The organism is Pseudoalteromonas sp. QJM3NY_22, assembly GCF_056173065.1.
Map to the genome: position 1 here is coordinate 762,049 of NZ_CM149655.1, position 22,053 is coordinate 784,101.

Genomic DNA, 22,053 nt, shown 5'->3' on the forward strand with positions numbered 1-22,053 from the left:
GCTCTCCTTTATTTGTCCAAAACTATCATTTTAATTATGCGCTATAACATTAAAGACATACTCGATATTGGTCCGCGTTGTATAGAACGCTTTATTGATTCACAAACGCTCGCGCAAATGCCAAACCTTGAAATAGCACTTGCGGGTTGCTCAAACCTATCGGGTCGTTATTGTGTAGCACGCTCAGCACCGCTAGAACATACACTTTTTTATACGCTTGCAGGGCAAGGTAAATTAACAACACAAAATGAGCAGTACACACTTAATGCCAATACACTTATTGTGCTACCAGCAAAGCAAAGCTTTGAAGTGAAAATTGATGCTGAACATTGGGATGTTATTTGGTTAAACCTTGCAAATACTAAACGTTGGCAGCATTTAAATTTAGCGCAAGCATTGGTATTAACCGAGCAAAAACTTGAGCCGTTACACCTTGCTTTGGAGCTTTTATATAGCGAGCCCAATGCTAATTTACGCGAAAGCGTAACGCCTATTTTAAGTCATTACTTAAATGCTACGCTGCAAAATAACTCACAAGGTGCGGCGCATAACCGTTTAATTAGTTTGTTTGAAGAGGTAGATAAGCGCTTGCAGTTTGATTGGACAATAGAGGCAATGTGCGAACATGTGCATTACTCATCGCCGCATTTACATCGGTTATGCCAAGCCCAATTTGGTAAAAGCCCAATACAACAACTTATCTATTTACGCATTGAGCGAGCTAAAAACTTATTGTTAAACACGGCTTGGCCAATATCGCATGTGGCAAATTATGTGGGGTACTCTAATATTTTTAATTTTTCCAAACGTTTTAAGAAGTCGGTAGGTGTGTCGCCAAGCGAATTTAGAAAATAACGTTAGCGGCTCTCTACATTTGAATAAATTTAAGGTATTGTGCGATTTCTTAAATTGCATTTTAGAGTTTTAGGTAGGTAATGCGCTCAAACCGTTTTTTAATAGTGATATTATTAGTGCTTGTACACAGCTTTATTAGCTGTGATGGCGCTGCGTATCATTTGCAAGAAGATGTTGATCACGTAACCAGTTCGTTATCGCAAGGCGACTCCACAGCCGATGATAACCAAAGCGATAAAACATCAACTACCGAAATTCATGCCCACCAACATTGCCATTGTGGCTACAACAGCACCTCTAGCCATTCAATAAGCCCTGAGCAAAGTAAAGCAACTTCGCCTGCGTGCTATAACGGGTTAAATTACCCGCCAGATGTACCGCCACCAAATTTTTATAGCTAGTTTCTAATTTTAAATACTTTGTATATTAGAGCCTGCGTTTATGCGCTATTAGGCTAGTTATATGCATATTTAGGTTACTTGATCGCGCTTGTTTTTAAAGTAGGCGTAGTGATTAAGTTAACTCTGTTTGTTAAAAAACGGACACGCTATATGAATAAAAAACCAATTATACTGGTGGCGCTAATGTGCGCGTTACCTGCTTTTAGTACTTTGGCGAATGTTAAAACATTAACCCTTAAGCAAGCGCTGAGTAATACCGAACAACAAAACCCGGTATTAAAACGCTACCCTTATCATCAAAAAATATTGAGTGCGCTTAAAACTCAAGCTGCACTTTCGCCTAATCCTGTATTGAATGTTGAAGCCGAAAACTTACTTGGCACAAACAAGGCGCGTGGCATTCAAGGCGCTGAAATAACGCTTGGGCTTAGCCAACTAATAGAGCTGGGCGATAAGCGCCAAAGTCGTATTAATTACGCAACCGCCAATATTAAAGCCCAAGCAATACAGTATGAAAATACCCGTTTAGCATTATTGGCAACCACTGCTGAGCGATACTACCAAGGGCTTAAATTTCAAACATTATTAAGTTTAAATAACGAGCGTAAACAGGTAGTAACCCAAGCACTTAAAGCGATTGAACAAAGAGCTAATGCGGGTGCAGCGTCGCAAGCCGATGTAACGCGTATGCGTTATGCACTTAGCCAAGTAGAGCTTGATAAAGCCATGCTTAATAGTGAATTTGAGCGAGCAAGTTTATCACTTAACGAGCTGTGGAGTGAGGATCAACCCTACAACACTTTTGCTGGCAATATTAATGCAATTACTGCGCTTAAATCAGCGCAAGCACTTTTAGATGCGGTTAACCAAGCCCCTGAATTTGCATTATTACAGCAGCAATATTTACAGCAAACAGCCAACTTAACATTGCAAAAAGCAAACGGACAAACCGATATTAATATAGGGGGAGGCGTGCGCTATAACCAACAAAGCGACTCCAGCTCATTAGTGTTTTCGTTTTCTATGCCACTGCAAATAAGTAATTCAAATAGCGGAAATATTGCAGCTGCAAATAGTCAGCTCATGCTTTTAAATGAGCAGCAAGGGCAATTGCGCATCCAGTTACGCCAGCAAGTACGTACTTTGTACGCTTATTATCAAGGTCGAGCTAATCAGGCAAAGCTGTTATCCGATCAAATAATTCCTCAGGCACAAACATTGATTGAGCAAAGCTTAAAAAGTTATCAACGTGGACAAATTTCGGTGTTGCAATTGCTTGATGCTCAACAAGCACTTTTTGATTCTAAACGCACACTTATTACCACTCACGCAGAGCTGTACCAAGTGTTACTTACTCTTGAGCGTTTAACAGGCCAATCTTTAATTGAGACTCATCAATCATGAATAAAAATATAATCGCATTACTAGTATCACTTTCGTTTGCCAGCAGCTTTGTAAGTACACATGCATTTGCCTCTGCAGAGCATGGCGAGTCAGGTCATAAAGAAGCTGATCAACACGAGCAAAAGCAAGGCCCGCACGGCGGTTTTTTATTAACTGACCCTAAATTAACTCTTGAGCTTAAATTGCAAGAATTTGCAGGTAATGTTGAGCTACGTGTATACGGCTATAAACAAAACAAGCCAATTAATATAAACGACTTAAACATAACAATGAGCTTAAAACGTTTAGTTGAAGGGTCGCAAAATATACAGTTTACAGCTGAGGGCGACTATCTTGTGAGTACGCAATCAATTAACGAACCACATTCGTTTGCACTTGCCGTTACTGCTAATTATAAAGGCGAGAGCATTAGCTATGAGTACGACCAACACGAAGGCCGTACCACGTTAACAGAGCGAGCTATTAAGCGCGCTGGCATTAAAATCGAGATAGCGCAAAGTGGTGAAGTGGATATTACCGATACGCTTTTTGGTGTTATTGCACCAACGCAGCACGGCACGGTAGAAGTAATGGCACCGTATACAGGATTGATCAGCGATATTTTTGTAAGCATTGGTCAAAGCGTTAAAAAAGGCGACGTACTTGCCAATGTAACCAACCGCGAAACACTGCAAAACTACCCTATTAAAAGCCCAATTAGCGGCGTTGTAACCGAGCAATACTTAAAGCGTGGCGAGCTTGCAAGCACCAGCGCACTGATGCAGGTAGTTAACCTTGATAAAGTGTGGGTTGAGCTGTCGGCTTTTCCTGAAAACATTGAAAAACTCGCCATTGGCCAAAGCGCTAAAGTGTACGACTTGCATCACCATTTAAATACGCAAGGCAAAGTGTTTTTTATAGCCCCAATGATGACAGGCGGGCACATAGCGCGTGCCCGTATAGAGCTTAATAACCCAGACGGGCATTGGCGCCCAGGCATGCATATAAATAGCGATGTAAGTGTGGCTAAAATAAATGTCAGCGTGCGTGTAAAGCCACAAGCCATTCAAGAGTTTAACGGTCAACCCAGTGTGTTTGTTCGTAAAAATAATGTATTTGAAGTGCGCCCCGTTACCTTAGGCGCAAAAAATAGCGAGTGGGTAGAAGTACTTGCAGGTTTAAACGCGGGTAGCGAATACGTAACAGACAATAGTTATGTCATTAAAGCTGATATTTTAAAAAGCGGCGCAAGCCACGCTCACTAGGAGGCACCATGATTAATTGGATAGTTTCTTTTGCGGTTAAACGCCGCATGCTGGTGCTTGCGCTTACATTTTTATTTGCTGGATTTGGTGTATACAACATTCAAAATTTAGCGGTAGACGCAGTACCCGATATAACTAACGTACAAGTGCAAATTAATACCAAAGCGCAGGGTTTTACGCCATTAGAGGTAGAGCAACGCATTACTTATTTGGTAGAAACCGCCATGGCGGGCATACCTAAGCTTGATTACACCCGTTCGCTTTCGCGTTATGGGCTTTCGCAAGTAACGGTTATTTTTGATGAAGGCACCGATATTTATTGGGCGCGTCAGCAAATTGGTGAGCGTATTCAAAGTATTCGCTCTGACTTACCTAATAATGTAGAGCCAAACTTGGGTCCTATTGCCAGTGGTTTAGGCGAAATATTTACTTATAGTGCGCACGCCGCGCCTAATGCGTTAAAAGAAGATGGTACCGCCTACAACGCTGAAGATTTACGTACTTTGCAAGATTGGGTTATTCGTCCTCAGCTTTTAAAAGTAAAAGGCGTAACCGAAATAAACAGCCAAGGTGGTTTTGAGCGCCAATATCAAGTAGCGCCAGTGCCCGAAAAACTCATTGCCTATAAGCTTACTATTAGCGATGTAATTAGTGCACTTGAGGTTAATAACAGTAACCGAGGCGCAGGCTATATTGAGCGTTTTGATGGGCAATATTTAGTACGCTCACCAGGGCAGTTAAAAACCATTGATGACATAGCCAATACCGTTATAGCTAAGCGCGACGATGCACCTGTACGCATTAAAGATGTGGCTAACGTGCTTTTAGGCAAGGAGCTTAGAACTGGCGCGGCCACTTATAACGGCGAGGAAACCGTGCTCGGCACCGCCATGATGCTAATTGGCGAAAACAGCCGCGTAGTGGCAAAAGCGATGGCTGATAAGTTAGTTGATGTGCAAAAAAGCTTACCCGCTGGCGTTATTGTTGAAGCGGTTTACGACCGTACAACTCTTGTTGATAAAACCATAGCAACCGTGCAAACCAACTTATTTGAAGGTGCCATTTTAGTGATAGTGATTTTGCTATTACTGCTGGGTAATGTAACGGGCGCGCTTATTACGGCAATGGTTATTCCGTTGAGTATGTTGTTTGCCGTTACAGGTATGGTGGGTAATCGCGTATCGGGTAACCTAATGAGCCTAGGCGCAATCGATTTTGGTTTAATTGTTGATGGCGCTGTAATTGTAGTTGAAAACTGCCTGCGCCAACTCGGTGTAGCTCAGCATAAACATGGCAGGCTACTTACCTTAAGCGAGCGTTTAAATGTAGTGACCGCAGCCACCAAAGAAGTATTTACACCGGCTGTATTTGGTATTGTTATTATTATGCTGGTTTATTTACCTTTATTTGCACTAAGCGGCGTTGAAGGCAAAATGTTTCAGCCAATGGCATTTACAGTAGTTGCGGCGTTAATTGGCGCGCTTATATTTGGCGTTACCTTTGTTCCTGCTGCTATTGCAGTGTTTGTTCGCGGTAAGGTTGATGAAACCGAAAATGCACTCATGCGCGGCGTTAAAAAAGTGTATAAACCATTACTTGGTATATCGCTTAAATTACCGTGGCTGATGGTGGGTATTGCCACTGCATTAGTATTAGTGCTTGGTTTTAAAGTTAAAAACATGGGCGCAGAATTTTTATCGAAACTTGATGAGGGCGATATTGCTATGCACGCGCTGCGCATTACTGGCACTGGTATTGAGCAATCTGTGCAAATGCAAAAAGAACTTGAGCAAGCCATATTAGATCAGCCTGAGGTTGCTAACGTATTTTCAAAAATTGGTACTGCTGATGTAGCAAGCGATCCTATGCCGCCCAATGTTGCTGATACTTTTTTAATACTTAAACCGCAAGAAGAGTGGCCTAATCCAGCACTCACTAAAGCAGAATTGGTTCAGCAAATTCGTACCCGTGTTAACGATGTACCAGGTAATAATTACGAATTTACACAACCAATAGAAATGCGCTTTAACGAGTTAATTGCTGGCGTGCGCGCCGATGTGGCACTGCGTATTTATGGTGACGACTTAAGCGTACTTAAAGAGTTTGGCGAAAAAGCCACAGGGCTAATGCGTAATATTGCAGACGCTACCGATGTACGTTTGGAGCAAATGGAAGGATTGCCAACACTTTCGGTAACACCAATGCGCGACCACATGGCGTTATTAGGTTTAAGCGTAAACGATATTCAACAAACACTTGCCGCCGCTGTTGGTGGTGTGCAAACCGGACTAATTTACGAGGGCGATAAACGTTTTTCGTTATTAGTGCGCCTTGATAAGCGTTGGTCTAGCGATGTATCAGCACTTGCTCGTTTGCCAGTTGCTTTACCTAAAGATAGTAACCCAGAACTTGCATTTGTACCGCTTGGCGAAGTAGCGACAATCAGCATTGAAAAAGGGCCTAATCAAATAAACCGCGAAAGTGGTAAGCGCAATGTAGTAGTAACTGCCAATGTAGAGGGGCGCGATTTAGCAAGCTTTGTAAGTGATGCGCAAGCGAGCATGAATGAATCACTTAATTTACCAAGTGGCTATTGGCTTGAATACGGCGGCACGTTTGAGCAGCTACAATCGGCAAGTAAGCGATTGTCGTTGGTTGTGCCGGTCACTTTACTGCTTATATTTGGCTTACTGTATAGCGCCTTTGGATCGCTTCGTGATTCATTGATTATATTTAGTGGTGTGCCACTGGCATTAACGGGGGGTGTGCTTGCGTTATTGCTGCGCGATATGCCGCTTTCAATTTCAGCGGGTGTGGGGTTTATTGCCCTAAGTGGTGTCGCGGTATTAAACGGCGTGGTTATGCTGTCGTTTATTAAGCAGTTACGAAGCGACGGCTTAAGTTTGTTTGAAGCAATTCACAGCGGTGCATTACAGCGCCTGCGCCCAGTACTGATGACTGCGCTGGTGGCAAGTTTAGGCTTTATACCTATGGCGCTTAATTCGGGAACGGGTTCTGAAATGCAAAAACCTCTCGCCACAGTAGTGGTTGGCGGGATTATTTCATCAACTTTACTGACACTGTTAATATTGCCTGCGCTTTATAAGTTAGTGCATTCTAAATTTACTAAAAAAGCAGAAGCTGAATTAGCTTAAATACTAGCTATTGATAATATAATAAAAAAGCAGCTGTACTTATCAGCTGCTTTTTTATTTGGGTATTATTTAGCAAAAATACTACATTAATTATATTGAAAAAGATTATCCCAGCGCTCATCCAGTATCGTTTTTGCGTGATCTAAATTTATTGCGCTATACACATCACTAGTGCACGTTACCAAACGCATACGCACCAGCTTTTCAAGTGCGTCGCTAATTTCAAAATCAAGATCGCACTGGTATTTACTTTTAAACCAATGCTCTATTTGTTCATCAAGCGTTTGTGCGGTTAAGCCGCTTTCTGATTTGAGTAAAAAGGTATACGCAAGCAGGGCTTCTTTTATGTCTTCTTCTTCGGCGGCGTCAATAAGCGTGTGAAAAACACCCGCGTTGTTATCGAGGTTTTTAAAGTAGAGGTTATCGCTAAGCGCTTTCATAAATTTAATTTTACGGTTTTTAAACTTACTCCATTCTTTAAAAATAAAGCTGCCAAATACTCCCATGCCAATAGCAAAGGTAATAAAATGTTGTTGGGTCATTTCTACAGCTTCACTTCTAAAACCACCCCAAAAAGCAAACAGAGCAAGCAATAATACGATTGATGCGCCAAGTTTAGTTATAAGTACCACTGCACCGCCAACTAAAGCCGATGAGCCAATAATTGCTTTATCAATAGGGCGCATGCGTACTTCGCTATTAGGAAATAGCATTTCGAGATCAGCCTTTGGCACATTTTGAAACAACTTTACTATGGTTGAACTTGGCTCAAACCCCATTGGCGTTTTATTTTTAGCTGCAAAATAAGCGCTGTCTTTAAAGCGAATAAACACCGCAACTCGGTCGTAATTAGTAAAGTGCAGCGGTTTTTTACGAAGGCCCCAAAAGCTGGTGATGGTTTCAGTGAGTTGCGACTCGCCACGGCGATAAAATACCACTTCTTCAAAGTCGTCAAACTCAACCTCAAGGCGCACTTTAAATAGTGATTCTTCGTTTAATGCCTCTTGTAAGTCTTCATTGGTGATCACTTCAAAATTAGCAGCATTGAGTACTTTGGCAAAATCTTTAGCAAACTCATGTTGGCACTGCGCTTTTTGATCCGCCGATACTGGCGCTAATGATCGCGTGTCACTGTTGGGATCAAACGGGGCGTAGTTATTTTTAAGTGATTCAAGTGTTGCGTGGTAATCGTAATGAATAAGGCTGGCTAGTAAATCGCAAAATTGTTTAAACGATGTTTTTTGTGTACTGCTTTTAAGCTCTTCGCTACACATATCAACAATATCTTGCTTTCTAAAGGGAATAAAACGCGCACTTTGCATAAATTTAATAACTACTTACAATTAAAATACTCACTACTTTTAATTGTAAGTTAATTTGTCTGCTATTTCTAACATGCTTTTTGTTTAAGGACTATTTATCTTGGCTAGAAGAAAAAAAGCCGAGTTATAGTCATAACTCGGCCTAAAAATTAATTATTTTGTGTACCTTAAAATTTATAACTTACATTTACACCTAAATTACGGCCTGCTTCGCTGTAGCGTTTAATGCCGTTATCAGTCACTCCGATCCCAGGTCTCATATCACCTTGGTCAACAAAGCGGACACTATCCCAACGGTAATATTCTTTATCTGTTACGTTGTATACGCCTGCAACCAAGCGTAAAGACTCAGTAATATTGTAATACCCAGTTAGGTCAATAATTGTTGCTGCATTACTAGAATAAAGAGGGTATGTTTTTTCGCCATTTTCATCGATTGTAAAGGAGTCTTTATCTTCTTTACCTGCAGTGTAAGAAGCATATGTGTGAACGCCCCAATTACCTTCAGGCTGGTCGTAGCTTATTCCCCACGTTAAATTAAACGGCTGAATAGAGTAGATAGGCGTATCTTCGCTATTTTCACCACTTGTATAAGCCGCTTGTACACGCGTTTTTAAACCGGGTGTTAAATCAAATGTGCGGCTTAGGTTAAGGTCGGCCGAGAACTCAATACCTTTAATTTCAACGGTATCTGAATTAAAGTTGACAAAAAATCCATCTGGGTCTGTTTCACCCGTATTAGTATTTATGCCTTGGCGTTTTTCGCTATCAATAAAGTCTTTATACTTACTGAAAAAAGTACCTAAACGAAAACTACCTTTAGAAAACTCACCAACTAACGCAACGTCATAGTTAGTGCTGTATTCCGCTTTTAGATCGGCATTGGGAACTTCATTCCAATCATCGAGAGTGCCACTTGTTGTGTACATATCTTCAATGGTAGGTGCTCTGAAGCCAGTTGATACACCCATTTCAATACTAAATGAATCATTGAGTGCTTGTTCAATGCCAGCTGTCCATGTTGCCATAGAGAACGAAATTTCTCCTAATGTTCCTGATTCATCTGAATAGTTTTCATCTGCTTTAGCATTATATGTATAGTGGTCATATCGTGCGCCAAGACGCGCCTGAGTTGTTTTTCCAAGATTAAACGTATCTAAGGCGTATAAAGTATAAGTGTCGGCTTCTGATTTTGGGATCAAAGCTTGGCTGCTTGATTCTACCCAACCCTTGTCGTTTAAAATGCTGTTAGACTTTCGTACTTGTGAGTTTTCATAGTCTTTATTTAATATTTCAGCACCATAAACTAATTTATGTTTTTGTTGCGCAAACTTAAATGACTTCTCTAGATCAACTGTTACTTGGAATAGGTCTTGATTAAAAGCACGTGTATCAACACGGTCTTCATCGGTAGTTATTCCACCACCAAAACCAAATCTAGCGTGTTGGCTCGTATTAGCCGCAAAGTCGATACTTTGTTTATTTAATGCAGTGGTTATTTTATCAAAAAGAGCTGTTTCACCTTCGTATTTATGAAAAACACCAACTCGGGTTGTTTTACTTATATCGTTGCCTACTCGGTTTGAATACCAACCCCCATTAAATGATTGCGTATCAGTAATAACTTTTGTTTTATAATAAGTACCAACAAATCCAATTTCATTGTCAGGACTAATTTCATAAATAAGCTTAGCTAGTACACTATTTAACTTAGTATCTTGAGGGTCAGGAATTTCTCTGGCAGAGCCTTCTATATCAGCGCCATTCATATCATAGTTTTCAAATTCATTACCATCGCGATAGGTATAAATAATGAGTGATTCTAGAGCACCAGTTCTATTAGCCGCTGTGAGTGAGGTCATTGTTTCGCTATTTTCACCACTGTAGCCTGCTTTTATGGCAAAACCTGAGTCATTGCCTTGATAAGAAAGAAAATCGTCTGGATCTTTCGTTGTCATATTAACGGCACCAGCAAGCGAACCGTTACCCGATAAAATAGCATCAGCACCTTTAACAATTTCAACTGTTTTTAGTGCTTCAATATCGACACCATTACGTGAACCTTTAAAATATCCGTAAGCTTGTCCGCTTTCGTACTTTAGTGTTTCGCCCTGTGGCACGCCATCAACATTAATAGCAACTCGGTCTTCATCTAATCCTCTAATATTAAAGCCACTTGCACCCCAGCGATCATCACCTTTTGATACAGATACACCAGGTACTAATTTTACTAAATCTTCAAAGTTATCAACTTGGCGAAGTGCTAATTCTTCACTACTAAGTACTTCTACTACCGCATCACGCTCAATGCTTTGAGATTTAACAACCGTTTTTTCTAGTGTTTGTATGGTCTGTCCGAAAGCTTGCCCACTAAGTGCAATGGTTATCGCACTGGTTAAAATGGATTTTTTATATTTCATGATGATCCCTAATTTAATGTTAATTTAAATGCAAAAGCAAATGATTGCGATTTACATATTTATTTTTTAATAATACCTTTAAATGAGTGAGCGTTAGAGGCGATTATTATTTGTTGTTTTATAAGTTATGCTTACAATTCCCAGTTCACCTTTAGCAGGAATGACCAATTTTTTAGGTAGTGAGGCTGATTCAGTATGAGGGCTAAACTCAAATTCAATCCGTTTATAGTTGTGGCCTCCACCTTCTCTTGCCGCTTCTATATTTAGATAGTATTTAGCTTTTCTATCAAATTCACCATTATTATTTAGGCCACTCCAAATAACTTTATATTCTCCTGGTCGGCGAGTTGGACGAGCTATACCATCTAATAAATCTGGATTTTTACGACCGACACGTCGCCACCAACGACTGTTTTCTTTAGCCCATCGATTACTTTCACCCAGTAATAGTAAATTATAAACACTACGGTTTTGGCGATCGCTTATCCAAATAGCAACATAAGGTTTTTCATATTTAGCTACTTGTAAATTAGGTATTTGATATTCTATTTGCAGTGAGTTAGCAGAAAGCTCATCAATGGCTTCAGTTTCAGAGCCTACAAAAGTATGCCATCCAGCTGATGCCACTTTTAAACCTTGAGGCGATACTATTAATGCTTCAACATTTTCTAGTTGATTAACCCAATCTATTCCTTGTGATATTGATTGAGTGCTTAATGCTGTTGCGATGGCATCTGCAGTGACGGCGTCTTTAGCTATAACCGTTGCAGATGGCGCATAGTCCATTGGCCAGCCATCTTGTGGATCTAAAATATGGCTAAATTTTCTTCTTTGAATCTGTCTAAAGCGATTATGGTGACTACTTGATGCAATGGCCATATTTGATAAATTCACATAATATGGCGCTGCTGATTGAGCATCGTTTAGATTTGTCGGATCGGCTATTGCAACATGCCATTTAGCATTATTATTTGGTTTTCCCCAATAATATGCATCACCGCCAATATCTAATTTTAATCCCGTTGCATCAGGCAATAACGAATGCAAATGCGCATAAGCTAAGTCAATAATAAACCCTTTTGCTAACCCCGCAGGATCAAGTGCTATTTTTTCATCTAATATTACACTGCTTTTTACAGCATCAATGTTAATGGTTGAGCGTTGGATATCGCGAGCTTTATAACGTACGGCAATCCTATCTGGTACGCTATCAGTGCGTTCAGCGGCTAACCAAAGCTCTTTTAATTTTCCCATTTTGCAACTGAATTTTTTATGCGAAGCGGCATGCCATTTTTCACATAATTCAACAATTTCAATTAATTCACTAGGAAGGTTTTGTTTACTTCCTAATTTGTTTAGCAAGCTAATCTGACTCTCTTTTTGCCACGTTGAAAGAATCCCTTCTAAGCGTGTTATTTCATTTAATGTACTACCTATCGCTTTTTCGGCTTGCAGTTGAGGTACACCTGCAATGCTTATATCCATTGATGTACCTAATACATTATCGTAATGGGCATTTACCATTGCAAGAACTGGCTGTGTGTTAAAAATAAGCAATAAAGCAGCACCGAATATTTTTTTTAACATGATTTATCAACATTCCTTAATTCAATATTGTTCTCCCTGCCTGTAAATTTATTGGCAGGGAGGCGTTTAATATTCAGTAATTAGTGTTTGATGATTTTGCCGTTTTATTGTTGCTCACATATTCATTTTTTTTAGGAGCTGGATCTAGGTTGTTGACGATACCGTTTTTGTCAGTATCCCAACGTGTAAAACTACGATGCCCTGACAGCTGGTATTCAGCAAAGGTCATTGCACCATCTTCATCTTTATCTAAAACATTAAAACGAATGTGTGTTTGTTTTAATGCAGCTTTGCGTGTACTGGCTATCTTTTTATCTAAACGGTTTTCATATTCAAAAATATACTCTTGCTCTGTTAGCCAATTATTAGCATCTTCGTCGGCACGATCAAAGTCTTGTCGGCGGCGTTGGTTAAATTCTTTTTGGGTAATAATGTTATCTTGATTTAGGTCGTATTTAATAAAAAAACCTTTTCGATCGTGCGTTGTTGGCATACGAAGTAGGCGTTTTGCTCTGTTTAATTTGTTTTGTTTTTCTTGTGCTAATTGCTGCTCAGTTTTTTCAACCGTTTTCTTTTCTGTTTTTCTTTTTGGCTCAGGATCTAGGTCGTTAATTGTGCCGTCTTTATTTACATCATATTTTGTAAAACTTCGTACACCAGATGCTTGGTATTCTTGCCATTCCATTTTAGCATTTTCATTTTTATCGAGTGCTTTGAAGCGTACTGTGGTTTGTTTAACTTGCACTAACCTATCAAGGGTGAGTTGTTTATCCATGCGGTCTTGGTATTCAAAAACATATTCGTTTTCGCTTACTGCGCCATCCTTATTTTCGTCAGTGTTGTTAAAGTTATTCTGTCGGGCATTGTCAAATTCAGCTAAGTGCACATTGCCGTCATTGTTGGTATCGTATTGGTTTATGTAAATCGACTTGCTATGCGATGCTGCATTTGTGACTGTACTTAGTAGTGCTAAAACAGTAGTAAAAGTAATCGTTATTATTTTGTTCATTTTATTTCTCGTTTATTCTGTCGCTTCAACAACAAGGGTGTAGGTATTACTGATTTGAGGGGCCGGAGAGCCTTTAGGTGCATCACTTTTATAACGTGCACGTAAAAGGTATACGCCTTGTTTTTGTGGCATAAAGCTAAACTCGCCTTTATCGTTACTTTTTAATGAGATGGAAGGTTTATCATTGCTAAATTGATCGTTCGCCTGAAAAACATCAACAGTTAAGTCAGCCAGTGGTTTTCCATTAAACAAGCTAACCATTGATAAACGTTCACCAACAAAAAGTTCATTAGGGTGGCTTTTAGCAACAAACTCTAAGCCTTGACCGTAAGGTTTTAGGGCTGTTTCACTTGGGGCACCTTTGGTTACATAACTTTCAGCTAAGGTGAGTGATTGGAAAAAGGCGAGTAACTTTCCTCCCTCAGGGATTGCATCCATTGGGTTTTCTAGCGATTTTCTTTCACCGTTTATTTCATACATTTTAAACACACGGCCTAAGCGTTTACCTGTGCTAAAGCGATAAGTACCTTCTTCTTTTAGCTGATGCTCTACAACCATACGTAAATGCAATTTCACAACATTATCAGGATTTATGGTTTCACCATTAGGATTAATTACAGTAAAAATACTGTTATTAAACGCAAGCTCAGGAACAAAGAATTTCTCTGCAAAAGCAGCGTCTAAAGTAACGTTATCTTGACTTGATTCATCAAAAGAGTAGGGCGCTAAATAAGGAGTGTGGGCATAACTTGTTGCACAGACTGTGAGTAGCATCACACCTGTTAATAGTTTTTTTAAACGCATAATAAATTCCTAATTAAGTAAACAAATAATACAGTTGAGCGGGAATAATTTCGGCATATTATATATAAATACGAATAATTCGCAATATCATTTTTATTTAATTGGTGTGTTTTTTACATGAATATGTTTTCAGTAAAAACCTTGGACTTAGCTTGTAACGTTTATTGCTTATAAGGCGAAACATATGTAGTAAATAGCGACTTGCTCATAAATATGTATTTTCATCCTGTATTAAGCTGAATATGCGATGATACTTCGCAAGTTAGTTATATTGTTACTTGGATTGTAGGGAGGTTAATTTAACCTGAACTGTGGATAATAAATCTATCTCAAGCAGCTATTTTCAGCGCTCACTGTGTTGAATTTACTTGCAACAGGCCAGCTATTGACGCGTAAGTTCGTCTTGTTTTCACTGAAAATTTCTGGCTAGAGAATATAAATTTACATATCACTATAATTCAATACGTTGGTAAATATCTTAACCAGATCTCAGGTTAATTTAACTTTATTAGGGGCTGTTGATCTTTGTTTGAATTTTGTGCGTAAGCGGTAATCTCGTATAATTTACTTCGCCAAAAACAAACCTTACGAGATTACCATGCCCCGATTAATGCTCACTGATAAGTTGTGGTCGAAGCTAAAATCAATTTTGCTTGAAGATAGAGTTTATAACAAGCTTGAACACAGACAAACGATGGAAGGAATTTTATATCGCTTACGTGTTGGTTGCCCATGGCGTGACCTCCCTGAGTGTTTTGGTTTATGGAATACTATTTACCGCCGATTTCTACTTTGGTCTAAAAAAGGAATATTAATAAGGTTGTTCAAATCATTATCCGCCAATAGTGACACTGAGTGGGAATTCATTGATGGCAGTTATGTTAAAGCACATCAACACAGTACAGGTGCTGCGTCTCAACAAGAACAAGCGATAGCATTAAGTCGTGGCGGTAATACAAGTAAAATTCATTTAGCTGTTGATAGTTATGGCTTACCAATTGAATTTATTATTACAGGCGGCGATGTTCATGATAGTAAAGTGGCAAATGAACTGATTGAATTATTGCCCCAAGGCGATTTTGTTATCGCAGACAAAGGCTATGATAGTGAAGTCATTAGAAATAAGGTTCGAGAGAGAAACTCAAGCCCAGTGATCCCTAGAAAGAAAAACTCAAAAACAGGTAATGGTGATATTGATTGGTGCTTATATAAATATAGGCATTTAGTTGAAAATGCCTTTGCAAGGCTAAAGCACTTCCGTGCTATAGCGACAAGGTACGATAAATTGAAATTACAGTTTGAGAGTATGTTAGCGCTGGCATGTGCAATGATTTGGCTACCAATGTGAAAGATCAACAGCCCCTAGCATTCGATTTTGGTGGGTTTATCTCTGTAGGTTAAATTTACAGTAGTGGTTTTTTAGGTGAAATAGACTTTATATTTGTTTTTTAAGTGTCTGATAAATAGAAATAAAGACCTCTACTTTATATTGTTGAGAGTTTAAATTATAGAAGGGAATTATAATGGCTATTCAAAAAAAACTTAAACAAAAAACACGTCAATTTATAGATTCTAAGCATATGTTAAGTGGTATTACCGTTGCGTCTTTTTTAGAGTTGACTATAGTCCCTATTCCACTTGAGGCTGTTTTAGTGCCATTAATGCAAGCTCGACGTGAAAAACTTTGGCTTATTGCATTTATGGCTACTTTGGGATGTGTTGTGGGAGCTCTGTTTGGCTATGCTTTGGGTTATTACCTATTTGATGCCGTTGGCGATTGGATTATTAATACACTTTCGAGCCCTGAGCAATTTGAAAACGTTAAACAAAAAATACAAGATCAAGGTTTTTGGTTTGTAATAACGCTTGGTATTGTACCAATCCCTTTTCAAATAGCGATGCTTGCAGCGGGCGCTACTAAATATTCACTCGTACTGTTTTTATTAGCAAGTGCTATTGCACGCTCTATTCGTTATTTTGGCTTGGCCATTGTGGTCTACTATGCAGGCAACCAAGCCGAACGCATTATTAATAAGCATAAAACTAAGGCAATGGTTTTAATAACATTTCTAGTGTTAGTGGTTTGGGGACTAAGTTTGGTGATTTAAGCTCAATATTAAGCATTATCTATCACTTTATTCTCATACTACTACTTAGTAGTATGTTATAATTTTCTGATGTATTGCTGAAAAAGCTTAGTGGTCAATATGATTGAAACTGTAAACGTTACCGTTAGGCTTTCTAATTTTTTTAAAATGAGTTGGGGAAATAAAGCTGTAAGTCTATTTTTATTCGCTTATATTGTTATTTTTTCGGCCTATTCTTTAACTAATTTACCTCCCTTGCAAGTTCAAAGTAATGTTTACGGCTTTGCAACTGACTTTATTAATTTAATTGTTCTTATTTTTTTATTTTGGATGGTTCAATGCTCCAAACTTTCTAAGCTTGCATATGCATTTTTGACTCTTGGATTGATGCTTTGGTCTATGGGTAACATAGCTGATTTAATAGATGAGATAGTAGTACAGCCTTATTGGGTGAGTATTTACTTGGAAGACTTATGCAGAACCATCGGCATGCTTTTAACATCTTATGGTTTATTTAAAACGATGAGGTTTGTACAAAGTATTAATAACCGATTAGCGCGTGAGCTCATTATTGATGATTTAACTAAGGTACATAACAGACGCTACTTTTATCAGCACGCTAAAGGTGCTCAGCACTCACCTTACGTTATTTTAATTATCGATATAGACCACTTTAAAATGATTAATGATGAGTTTGGTCACGATATTGGTGATTTAGTGCTCAAAGAACTAGCAACTAAATTCGACAATACTTTTACGCACAAAAACAAATTTGCTCGTCTCGGTGGTGAGGAGTTTGGTGGTTATTTACCTACAAATAATATGACGCAAGCGTGTGAGTTTTCGCAGCAGTTAATTGCCCTTGCGCATTCTATTAATGTTCAAAATGCTCGCCACTTGACAGTGAGTATTGGTGTTGCAATGCAAATGCCTGATGAGCCTTTGGATAAAGTAATGAAGCGCGCTGACCAAGCTTTATATTTAGCTAAGAAAGGCGGTCGAGATCGTTATGAAATTGCCCTCTAGTCGCTCTTAATTATATAAAATATATTCTTATTGTTTGCACATTCCTTACACTTTTTAACGTTTTCGTAAGGAAATGTCAGTGAGAGTAATGGTTTGTAAACCATGAAATTAAAATAGAATGTTTGGGTCATAATGGGGATATTAATAATAAGGAATAACCTTAATGACCAACTCCCTTTTAAAAGCTGCATTACCCTTAAGTCTAATTACTATTTTGTCGGGCTGTGGCTCTGACGATAGCTCAAGCTCTACAGGTTACATCCAATTGTATAACGGCTCTTACAATAGCCCATACACACGTTTGTTTGTTGAAGAAACAGAGCGATCAGGCGCTGATTTTGCCGATGTAACTACTCGCCATAACTACAGTACAGGTACTTATGACGTAAGTTTTGAGTATCTAGATGCTAACGACAGCTATATAACAATTAGTGATCAAGAAATATCAATTAAAGGTGATAAAACACAATTAATTGTGATGAGTGGCGATTTTGCTGAGCCTATATTCACAGAGCTTAGCGTGCCTATCTCTAGTGACACTGATGAATTTAACTTAGGCTTTTTTAATACCACGAATGAAAATAATAACTATGATATTTATATAGCTACGGATGATGGTGTATTTGAAAGCGCAACATTATTTGCCTCTGCGCAGTATTTGGCTGAGCCCGAGCTGCAAACACTTGAAGAAGGGTATTATACAATTTATGTGACAGCGGCAGGTAGTTCGGATGTTATTTTTGAATCACCTTCAGTTTATTACTACGACGAAGCAAGCTACGTTGCTATGATCCGTCCAAGCTATGCAACCGAAAAAAACGGTATTACGCTTGATGTAGTGACTGATAATAACTATGTCACGGAGCTAAATCATCAAGATGCACAAGGCCAATTACGATTCATTAATACAATGGATAGCTATTCACCGGTTAGCTTCTCAATTACTCGTGGTACTACAGAGTTAACAACCGATACAGTAGCCAACGATACTTATACTAACTATGTTGAATTATCGCCTAACAGCTACAGTGTTGCTATGTATGACGAAGAAGGCACTAAGCTTGCTGATAACTTTTTAATGACGTTAGAGCGTGAACAAAGTGCAGTGGGGATTTTTTATAACGACGAAGAAAATGGTCCTCGTATGATGAGCGTAGAAGAAAACCTTACACCTAGCAGTTATAGTCATACGGTATCAGTTGTAAATTTAATTGAAAATTATGCAGGTCAATCAGTCTCTGAAGTTGACGTGTACTTTACACTTAACGGTGAAACAGTAGAAGACACAAGTAATGTTGTTGATGGGCTTGATAAATACGATCAAGAAGAGCAAGTCGTAGACAACGAGATTTACACTGTTTATGCAGTATTTGAGGATAACGGGCAGCAAATCGTGCTTATCCAACAAAGCGATATGGACTTTACGCAAGAAGGAAACTACATACTTATCTTAGAGCACGATACAACAACGAGTTCAGGTTATAAAATGACCTTAGAACGTACGATCACCGATAGTGTTGAATAGTTAGTTTTAAAAATAGTTACATGCCCTGAGTATTTTTTACTTGGGGCTTTTTTTTGATTAAAAATAACAGGTTTGTTTGTTGATTGAGACAGGTTGTATTTTGGTCGTAAACAGATGTCTTAGTTAAGTTAGAGTCTGAACAGCTCAACATATTTAATCGTTTATTATTTTAGCTCTATTTTGTTTGTAGTTTTTATTATCAAACCGTAATTATAGGTAAATTAAGGGGAGTCAAATTAGCTCACGTTGTCGTTTTTTTGTAAAAAAAACAACATAAAAACATGGTTTAAATAGGAGATAAAAAACACTGACATATTTAATTCATCTTCTGTAATTAGGATGTCCGTGCCGAGCCAGTATGGCCTATTAATCATAAGCAGCAATTAAGAGAAACATTATGAACCCTTTTAAATCATCACCTTTTATTAAGTCGAGTCTCGCATTAGCATGTTGTGGCATTTTATATACAACCCCAGTTTTAGCTGATGGCGCCGTTAAAGGACGCATTACCGATTCAAGTCAAAGTGTTTACTTTGGTGGTGCAAAAATTACTGTAAAAGAACTAAACCTAAAAACAGTCAGCGGGCGTGATGGTACTTTCTCATTTAATAATCTACCAGCAGGGGATTACACCTTAATGGTTGATTATATTGGTGCATCCTCGGTAGAGAAAAAAATAAAAATTGTTGATGAAAACGTGTTCACGCAACAAATAATAATAGGTGAGCAAGAGGATGCGATTGATAATATTATTGTTTATGGTCAAAGTGCAGGGCAAGCTGGCGCGATTAACAGACAAAAAAATGCCAGTAACCTAAAGTCAGTGGTAAGTGCTGATTCAATTGGTCAGCTCCCAGATCAAAATGCAGCGGAAGCTTTACAGCGCCTGCCGGGGGTTTTTATAGCGCGAGACCAAGGTGAAGGACGTTTTGTTGGTATTCGTGGTATCGATCCTAATTTAAATAATGTGACCGTGAATGGCCTTAATGTACCTTCTCCCGAGGCAGGGGTTCGCAGTGTGGCAATGGATGTTATTCCAAGTGAATTAATTCAAAGTTTAGAAGTAAGTAAAACGGTCACACCCGACATGGATGCAAGTGCGATTGGTGGCTCAATTGAAGTTAAAAGTTTAAGTGCTTTTGATAAATCTGGGCAGAGTTATAGCTTCACCGCACAAGGTTCATATAATGAACTTGAGTCGGACACTAGCCCTAAATTTTCGGCAAGTTTTACAGATGTTTATGAACTCAGTAACGGTTTGGATTTAGGGGTAGCGACTGCTATTTCATGGTTTAAACGTGACTTTGGTTCTCGTAATGTTGAAACTGATGGTGGCTGGAGCGAATTTAAAGTTGAAGATGACGCTACGGGTGAAGATATAAAAATTTTTGGAGCAGAAGAGATTGAGCAACGCCAATATCAAATTACACGTGAGCGTTTAGGTGCTGCGCTTAACTTTGATTTACACAGTGGTGTAGCAAATCGATACTATTTACGCACACTTTACAGTGATTTCTCGGATGATGAATACCGCCAGCGTAAAGAGTTTAAGTTTAGCGATGGCCAAGTTAATACACATGATAATAACAGCGCTTCTTTTTCTGACGCTGAAATGGACCGAGATACGAAAGATCGTTATGAAGAACAAAGCATTTTGTCATTGGTCGCAGGTGGCGAGCATCAATTAAACAATTGGTTTGTTGAATACAGCGTCGGTTACTCAAAGTCAGACGAAAAAGAGCCAGATCGCTTAGATGTAAGCTTTGCGGGTGAAGGGCTTGATTTGGGTTATATTGCACAAAGTGAAATACCAAGCTTATCTCAATCATCTAATGCTAACGACATGAGCAATTTTGTTTTAGATAAAGTCGAGGCTAACGACAATCTTAGTGAAGATGAAGCAATGACCTTTAAGGTTGATTTCAGTCGTGATTTTGTTTGGAATAATAACAATGGTGAATTCAAGTTTGGCGCTAAATATCAAAGCCGTGAAAAACGTAACGATGTAAATGTTTGGATTTATAAGGATGACTTACAAGGAGCACTCGCGAGTGACTTCGCTGCGTCTGCCCCCGACTATGATTTAGGAGAATTTGGTCCTGGTCTAAATCGTTCAGCTATCCGTCAATTTGTGAATAATAATCGTGGTGCATTTGAACTGAACGAAAACGACTCACAAGTTGAGTCCGATGGTGCAAGTTATACCAGTAATGAAGATATTGTTGCAGCTTATGCAATGGTAACGTTAGATATTGATAAGTTACAAATTGTCGCAGGCCTTCGTTATGAAGGAACTCAATTTGATACTGAAGGTAATCAGGTCGCGCTATTAACTGATGATGTAAACGATACGGAAGTAGTTACAAGCACACCTTGGAAAGCCACAAAAGATTATGATCATTTTTTACCTAGTTTAAATATGCGCTATGAGCACAGTGATAAATTAGTCTCTCGTTTTGCCTATACAAATACAATTGCACGCCCTTCATTTAAAGATTCTGCGGCGTTTCAGTTAATTGAATCTGAAAGCAGTGAAGATGACGGCGTAATTTCCGTTGAGCGTAAAGCTGAAGTGGGAAACCCCGATTTAGACCCTTATGAATCAATGAATCTCGATGCCTCTATTGAATACTACCCAGGCAGTATTGGGGTACTTTCAGCGGGGCTGTTCTACAAAGATATCGACAACTATATTGTTCAGCAAGAAGTACAAGATAACGGCCAATGGAATGGTTACCAAGAAGTTGTGCAAATGGTTAATGGTGGCTCTGCATCACTAACAGGGCTTGAACTTAACTGGAGTAAAACGTTTAATTCTGGTTTTTTAATTAGTGCAAATGGCACATTTATTAATGCTGACGATGACTTACCAAATCAAGCAGATAAAATAGGTAACTTTATTGTTGGTTATGAAAACAATGTAATTAGCACTCGTTTGAGCGCATCTTATAAGAGTGAAAGCTTCCAATTTGAAGATGCTGACATGAATGTATATGAAGATAGTCACACGCAATTAGATTTCAGCGGTAAGTACTTTATAAATGATTCTGTTAATGTTTACTTTAATGCGAAAAACTTAACCGATGAGCCTTTGTATCTTTATCATGGTGAGCGTAAATACAACTACCAATATGAATCATACGGTCGTACTTATGAGCTAGGGTTTACTATTAACTCTCTTTAATTTACACAACTAAAAAGGCCTACTTGATAT

15 protein-coding genes are annotated in these 22,053 nt (G+C 38.8%); 10 read left to right on the forward strand and 5 right to left on the reverse strand.

Annotated features, from left to right (window positions below; translation table 11 throughout):
* Positions 1-36 precede the first annotated feature (36 nt).
* The 5 genes from AC0VZ4_RS03440 to AC0VZ4_RS03460 all read left to right on the forward strand — a co-directional run bounded on the left by AC0VZ4_RS03440 (position 37) and on the right by AC0VZ4_RS03460 (position 7,059).
* Positions 37-855 (forward strand): AraC family transcriptional regulator, encoded by an 819-nt coding sequence (locus AC0VZ4_RS03440; protein ID WP_475440911.1) that lies wholly within the window; start codon positions 37-39, stop codon positions 853-855.
* Between the two features lie 80 nt (positions 856-935).
* A complete protein-coding gene (locus AC0VZ4_RS03445) occupies positions 936-1,256 on the forward strand; it encodes a hypothetical protein (protein WP_008135125.1) in 321 nt (106 codons plus the stop codon).
* A gap of 150 nt (positions 1,257-1,406) precedes the next feature.
* Positions 1,407-2,660: a TolC family protein gene (locus AC0VZ4_RS03450; protein ID WP_475440912.1), complete on the forward strand. Its 1,254-nt coding sequence runs from the start codon at positions 1,407-1,409 to the stop codon at positions 2,658-2,660.
* Entirely contained in the window at positions 2,657-3,904 is a 1,248-nt protein-coding gene (locus AC0VZ4_RS03455; protein ID WP_475440913.1) for an efflux RND transporter periplasmic adaptor subunit, read from the forward strand. The genes AC0VZ4_RS03450 and AC0VZ4_RS03455 overlap by 4 nt, the downstream gene beginning before the upstream one ends.
* Before the next feature lie 8 nt (positions 3,905-3,912).
* The gene (locus AC0VZ4_RS03460) at positions 3,913-7,059 is read left to right on the forward strand and encodes an efflux RND transporter permease subunit (RefSeq protein WP_475440914.1); all 3,147 of its coding nucleotides are present in this window, start codon (positions 3,913-3,915) and stop codon (positions 7,057-7,059) included.
* Positions 7,060-7,145: 86 nt separating this feature from the next.
* On the opposite strand, the gene AC0VZ4_RS03465 is transcribed toward AC0VZ4_RS03460, so the two are convergent.
* From AC0VZ4_RS03465 to AC0VZ4_RS03485, 5 genes are all read right to left on the reverse strand, one after another.
* A complete protein-coding gene (locus tag AC0VZ4_RS03465; RefSeq protein WP_475440915.1) occupies positions 7,146-8,381 on the reverse strand; it encodes a TMEM143 family protein in 1,236 nt (411 codons plus the stop codon).
* Between the two features lie 167 nt (positions 8,382-8,548).
* Complete coding sequence (locus AC0VZ4_RS03470) at positions 8,549-10,801, reverse strand: TonB-dependent hemoglobin/transferrin/lactoferrin family receptor (protein WP_475440916.1); 2,253 nt, start codon at positions 10,799-10,801, stop codon at positions 8,549-8,551.
* A 93-nt stretch (positions 10,802-10,894) separates the two neighbouring features.
* Positions 10,895-12,388: a DUF2271 domain-containing protein gene (locus AC0VZ4_RS03475; RefSeq protein WP_149614469.1), complete on the reverse strand. Its 1,494-nt coding sequence runs from the start codon at positions 12,386-12,388 to the stop codon at positions 10,895-10,897.
* 73 nt (positions 12,389-12,461) lie between these two features.
* A complete protein-coding gene (locus AC0VZ4_RS03480; RefSeq protein WP_475440917.1) occupies positions 12,462-13,397 on the reverse strand; it encodes an EF-hand domain-containing protein in 936 nt (311 codons plus the stop codon).
* Positions 13,398-13,409: 12 nt separating this feature from the next.
* Complete coding sequence (locus AC0VZ4_RS03485; protein WP_475440918.1) at positions 13,410-14,201, reverse strand: DUF4198 domain-containing protein; 792 nt, start codon at positions 14,199-14,201, stop codon at positions 13,410-13,412.
* A gap of 598 nt (positions 14,202-14,799) precedes the next feature.
* Between AC0VZ4_RS03485 and AC0VZ4_RS03490 the strand changes: the two genes are divergently transcribed.
* From AC0VZ4_RS03490 to AC0VZ4_RS03510, 5 genes are all read left to right on the forward strand, one after another.
* On the forward strand, positions 14,800-15,549 hold the full coding sequence (locus AC0VZ4_RS03490) for an IS5 family transposase (protein WP_475439649.1): 750 nt from the start codon (positions 14,800-14,802) through the stop codon (positions 15,547-15,549).
* Positions 15,550-15,724: 175 nt separating this feature from the next.
* Positions 15,725-16,309: a YqaA family protein gene (locus AC0VZ4_RS03495; RefSeq protein WP_475440919.1), complete on the forward strand. Its 585-nt coding sequence runs from the start codon at positions 15,725-15,727 to the stop codon at positions 16,307-16,309.
* Positions 16,310-16,408: 99 nt separating this feature from the next.
* Positions 16,409-17,314 (forward strand): GGDEF domain-containing protein, encoded by a 906-nt coding sequence (locus tag AC0VZ4_RS03500; RefSeq protein ID WP_475440920.1) that lies wholly within the window; start codon positions 16,409-16,411, stop codon positions 17,312-17,314.
* Between the two features lie 163 nt (positions 17,315-17,477).
* The gene (locus AC0VZ4_RS03505) at positions 17,478-18,839 is read left to right on the forward strand and encodes a hypothetical protein (RefSeq protein WP_475440921.1); all 1,362 of its coding nucleotides are present in this window, start codon (positions 17,478-17,480) and stop codon (positions 18,837-18,839) included.
* Positions 18,840-19,236: 397 nt separating this feature from the next.
* Positions 19,237-22,023 carry a TonB-dependent receptor gene (locus tag AC0VZ4_RS03510; protein WP_475440922.1) on the forward strand — a complete coding sequence of 929 codons (2,787 nt, stop codon included), beginning with the start codon at positions 19,237-19,239 and terminating at the stop codon, positions 22,021-22,023.
* The last annotated feature ends 30 nt before the right edge of the window (positions 22,024-22,053 follow it).

Coding starts and splice junctions, on each gene's coding strand:
- AC0VZ4_RS03440 (WP_475440911.1), top strand. CDS start 37: ATGCGCTATAACATTAAAGACATACTCGATATTGGTCCGCGTTGTATA.
- AC0VZ4_RS03445 (WP_008135125.1), top strand. CDS start 936: ATGCGCTCAAACCGTTTTTTAATAGTGATATTATTAGTGCTTGTACAC.
- AC0VZ4_RS03450 (WP_475440912.1), top strand. CDS start 1,407: ATGAATAAAAAACCAATTATACTGGTGGCGCTAATGTGCGCGTTACCT.
- AC0VZ4_RS03455 (WP_475440913.1), top strand. CDS start 2,657: ATGAATAAAAATATAATCGCATTACTAGTATCACTTTCGTTTGCCAGC.
- AC0VZ4_RS03460 (WP_475440914.1), top strand. CDS start 3,913: ATGATTAATTGGATAGTTTCTTTTGCGGTTAAACGCCGCATGCTGGTG.
- AC0VZ4_RS03465 (WP_475440915.1), bottom strand. CDS start 8,381: ATGCAAAGTGCGCGTTTTATTCCCTTTAGAAAGCAAGATATTGTTGAT.
- AC0VZ4_RS03470 (WP_475440916.1), bottom strand. CDS start 10,801: ATGAAATATAAAAAATCCATTTTAACCAGTGCGATAACCATTGCACTT.
- AC0VZ4_RS03475 (WP_149614469.1), bottom strand. CDS start 12,388: ATGTTAAAAAAAATATTCGGTGCTGCTTTATTGCTTATTTTTAACACA.
- AC0VZ4_RS03480 (WP_475440917.1), bottom strand. CDS start 13,397: ATGAACAAAATAATAACGATTACTTTTACTACTGTTTTAGCACTACTA.
- AC0VZ4_RS03485 (WP_475440918.1), bottom strand. CDS start 14,201: ATGCGTTTAAAAAAACTATTAACAGGTGTGATGCTACTCACAGTCTGT.
- AC0VZ4_RS03490 (WP_475439649.1), top strand. CDS start 14,800: ATGCCCCGATTAATGCTCACTGATAAGTTGTGGTCGAAGCTAAAATCA.
- AC0VZ4_RS03495 (WP_475440919.1), top strand. CDS start 15,725: ATGGCTATTCAAAAAAAACTTAAACAAAAAACACGTCAATTTATAGAT.
- AC0VZ4_RS03500 (WP_475440920.1), top strand. CDS start 16,409: ATGATTGAAACTGTAAACGTTACCGTTAGGCTTTCTAATTTTTTTAAA.
- AC0VZ4_RS03505 (WP_475440921.1), top strand. CDS start 17,478: ATGACCAACTCCCTTTTAAAAGCTGCATTACCCTTAAGTCTAATTACT.
- AC0VZ4_RS03510 (WP_475440922.1), top strand. CDS start 19,237: ATGAACCCTTTTAAATCATCACCTTTTATTAAGTCGAGTCTCGCATTA.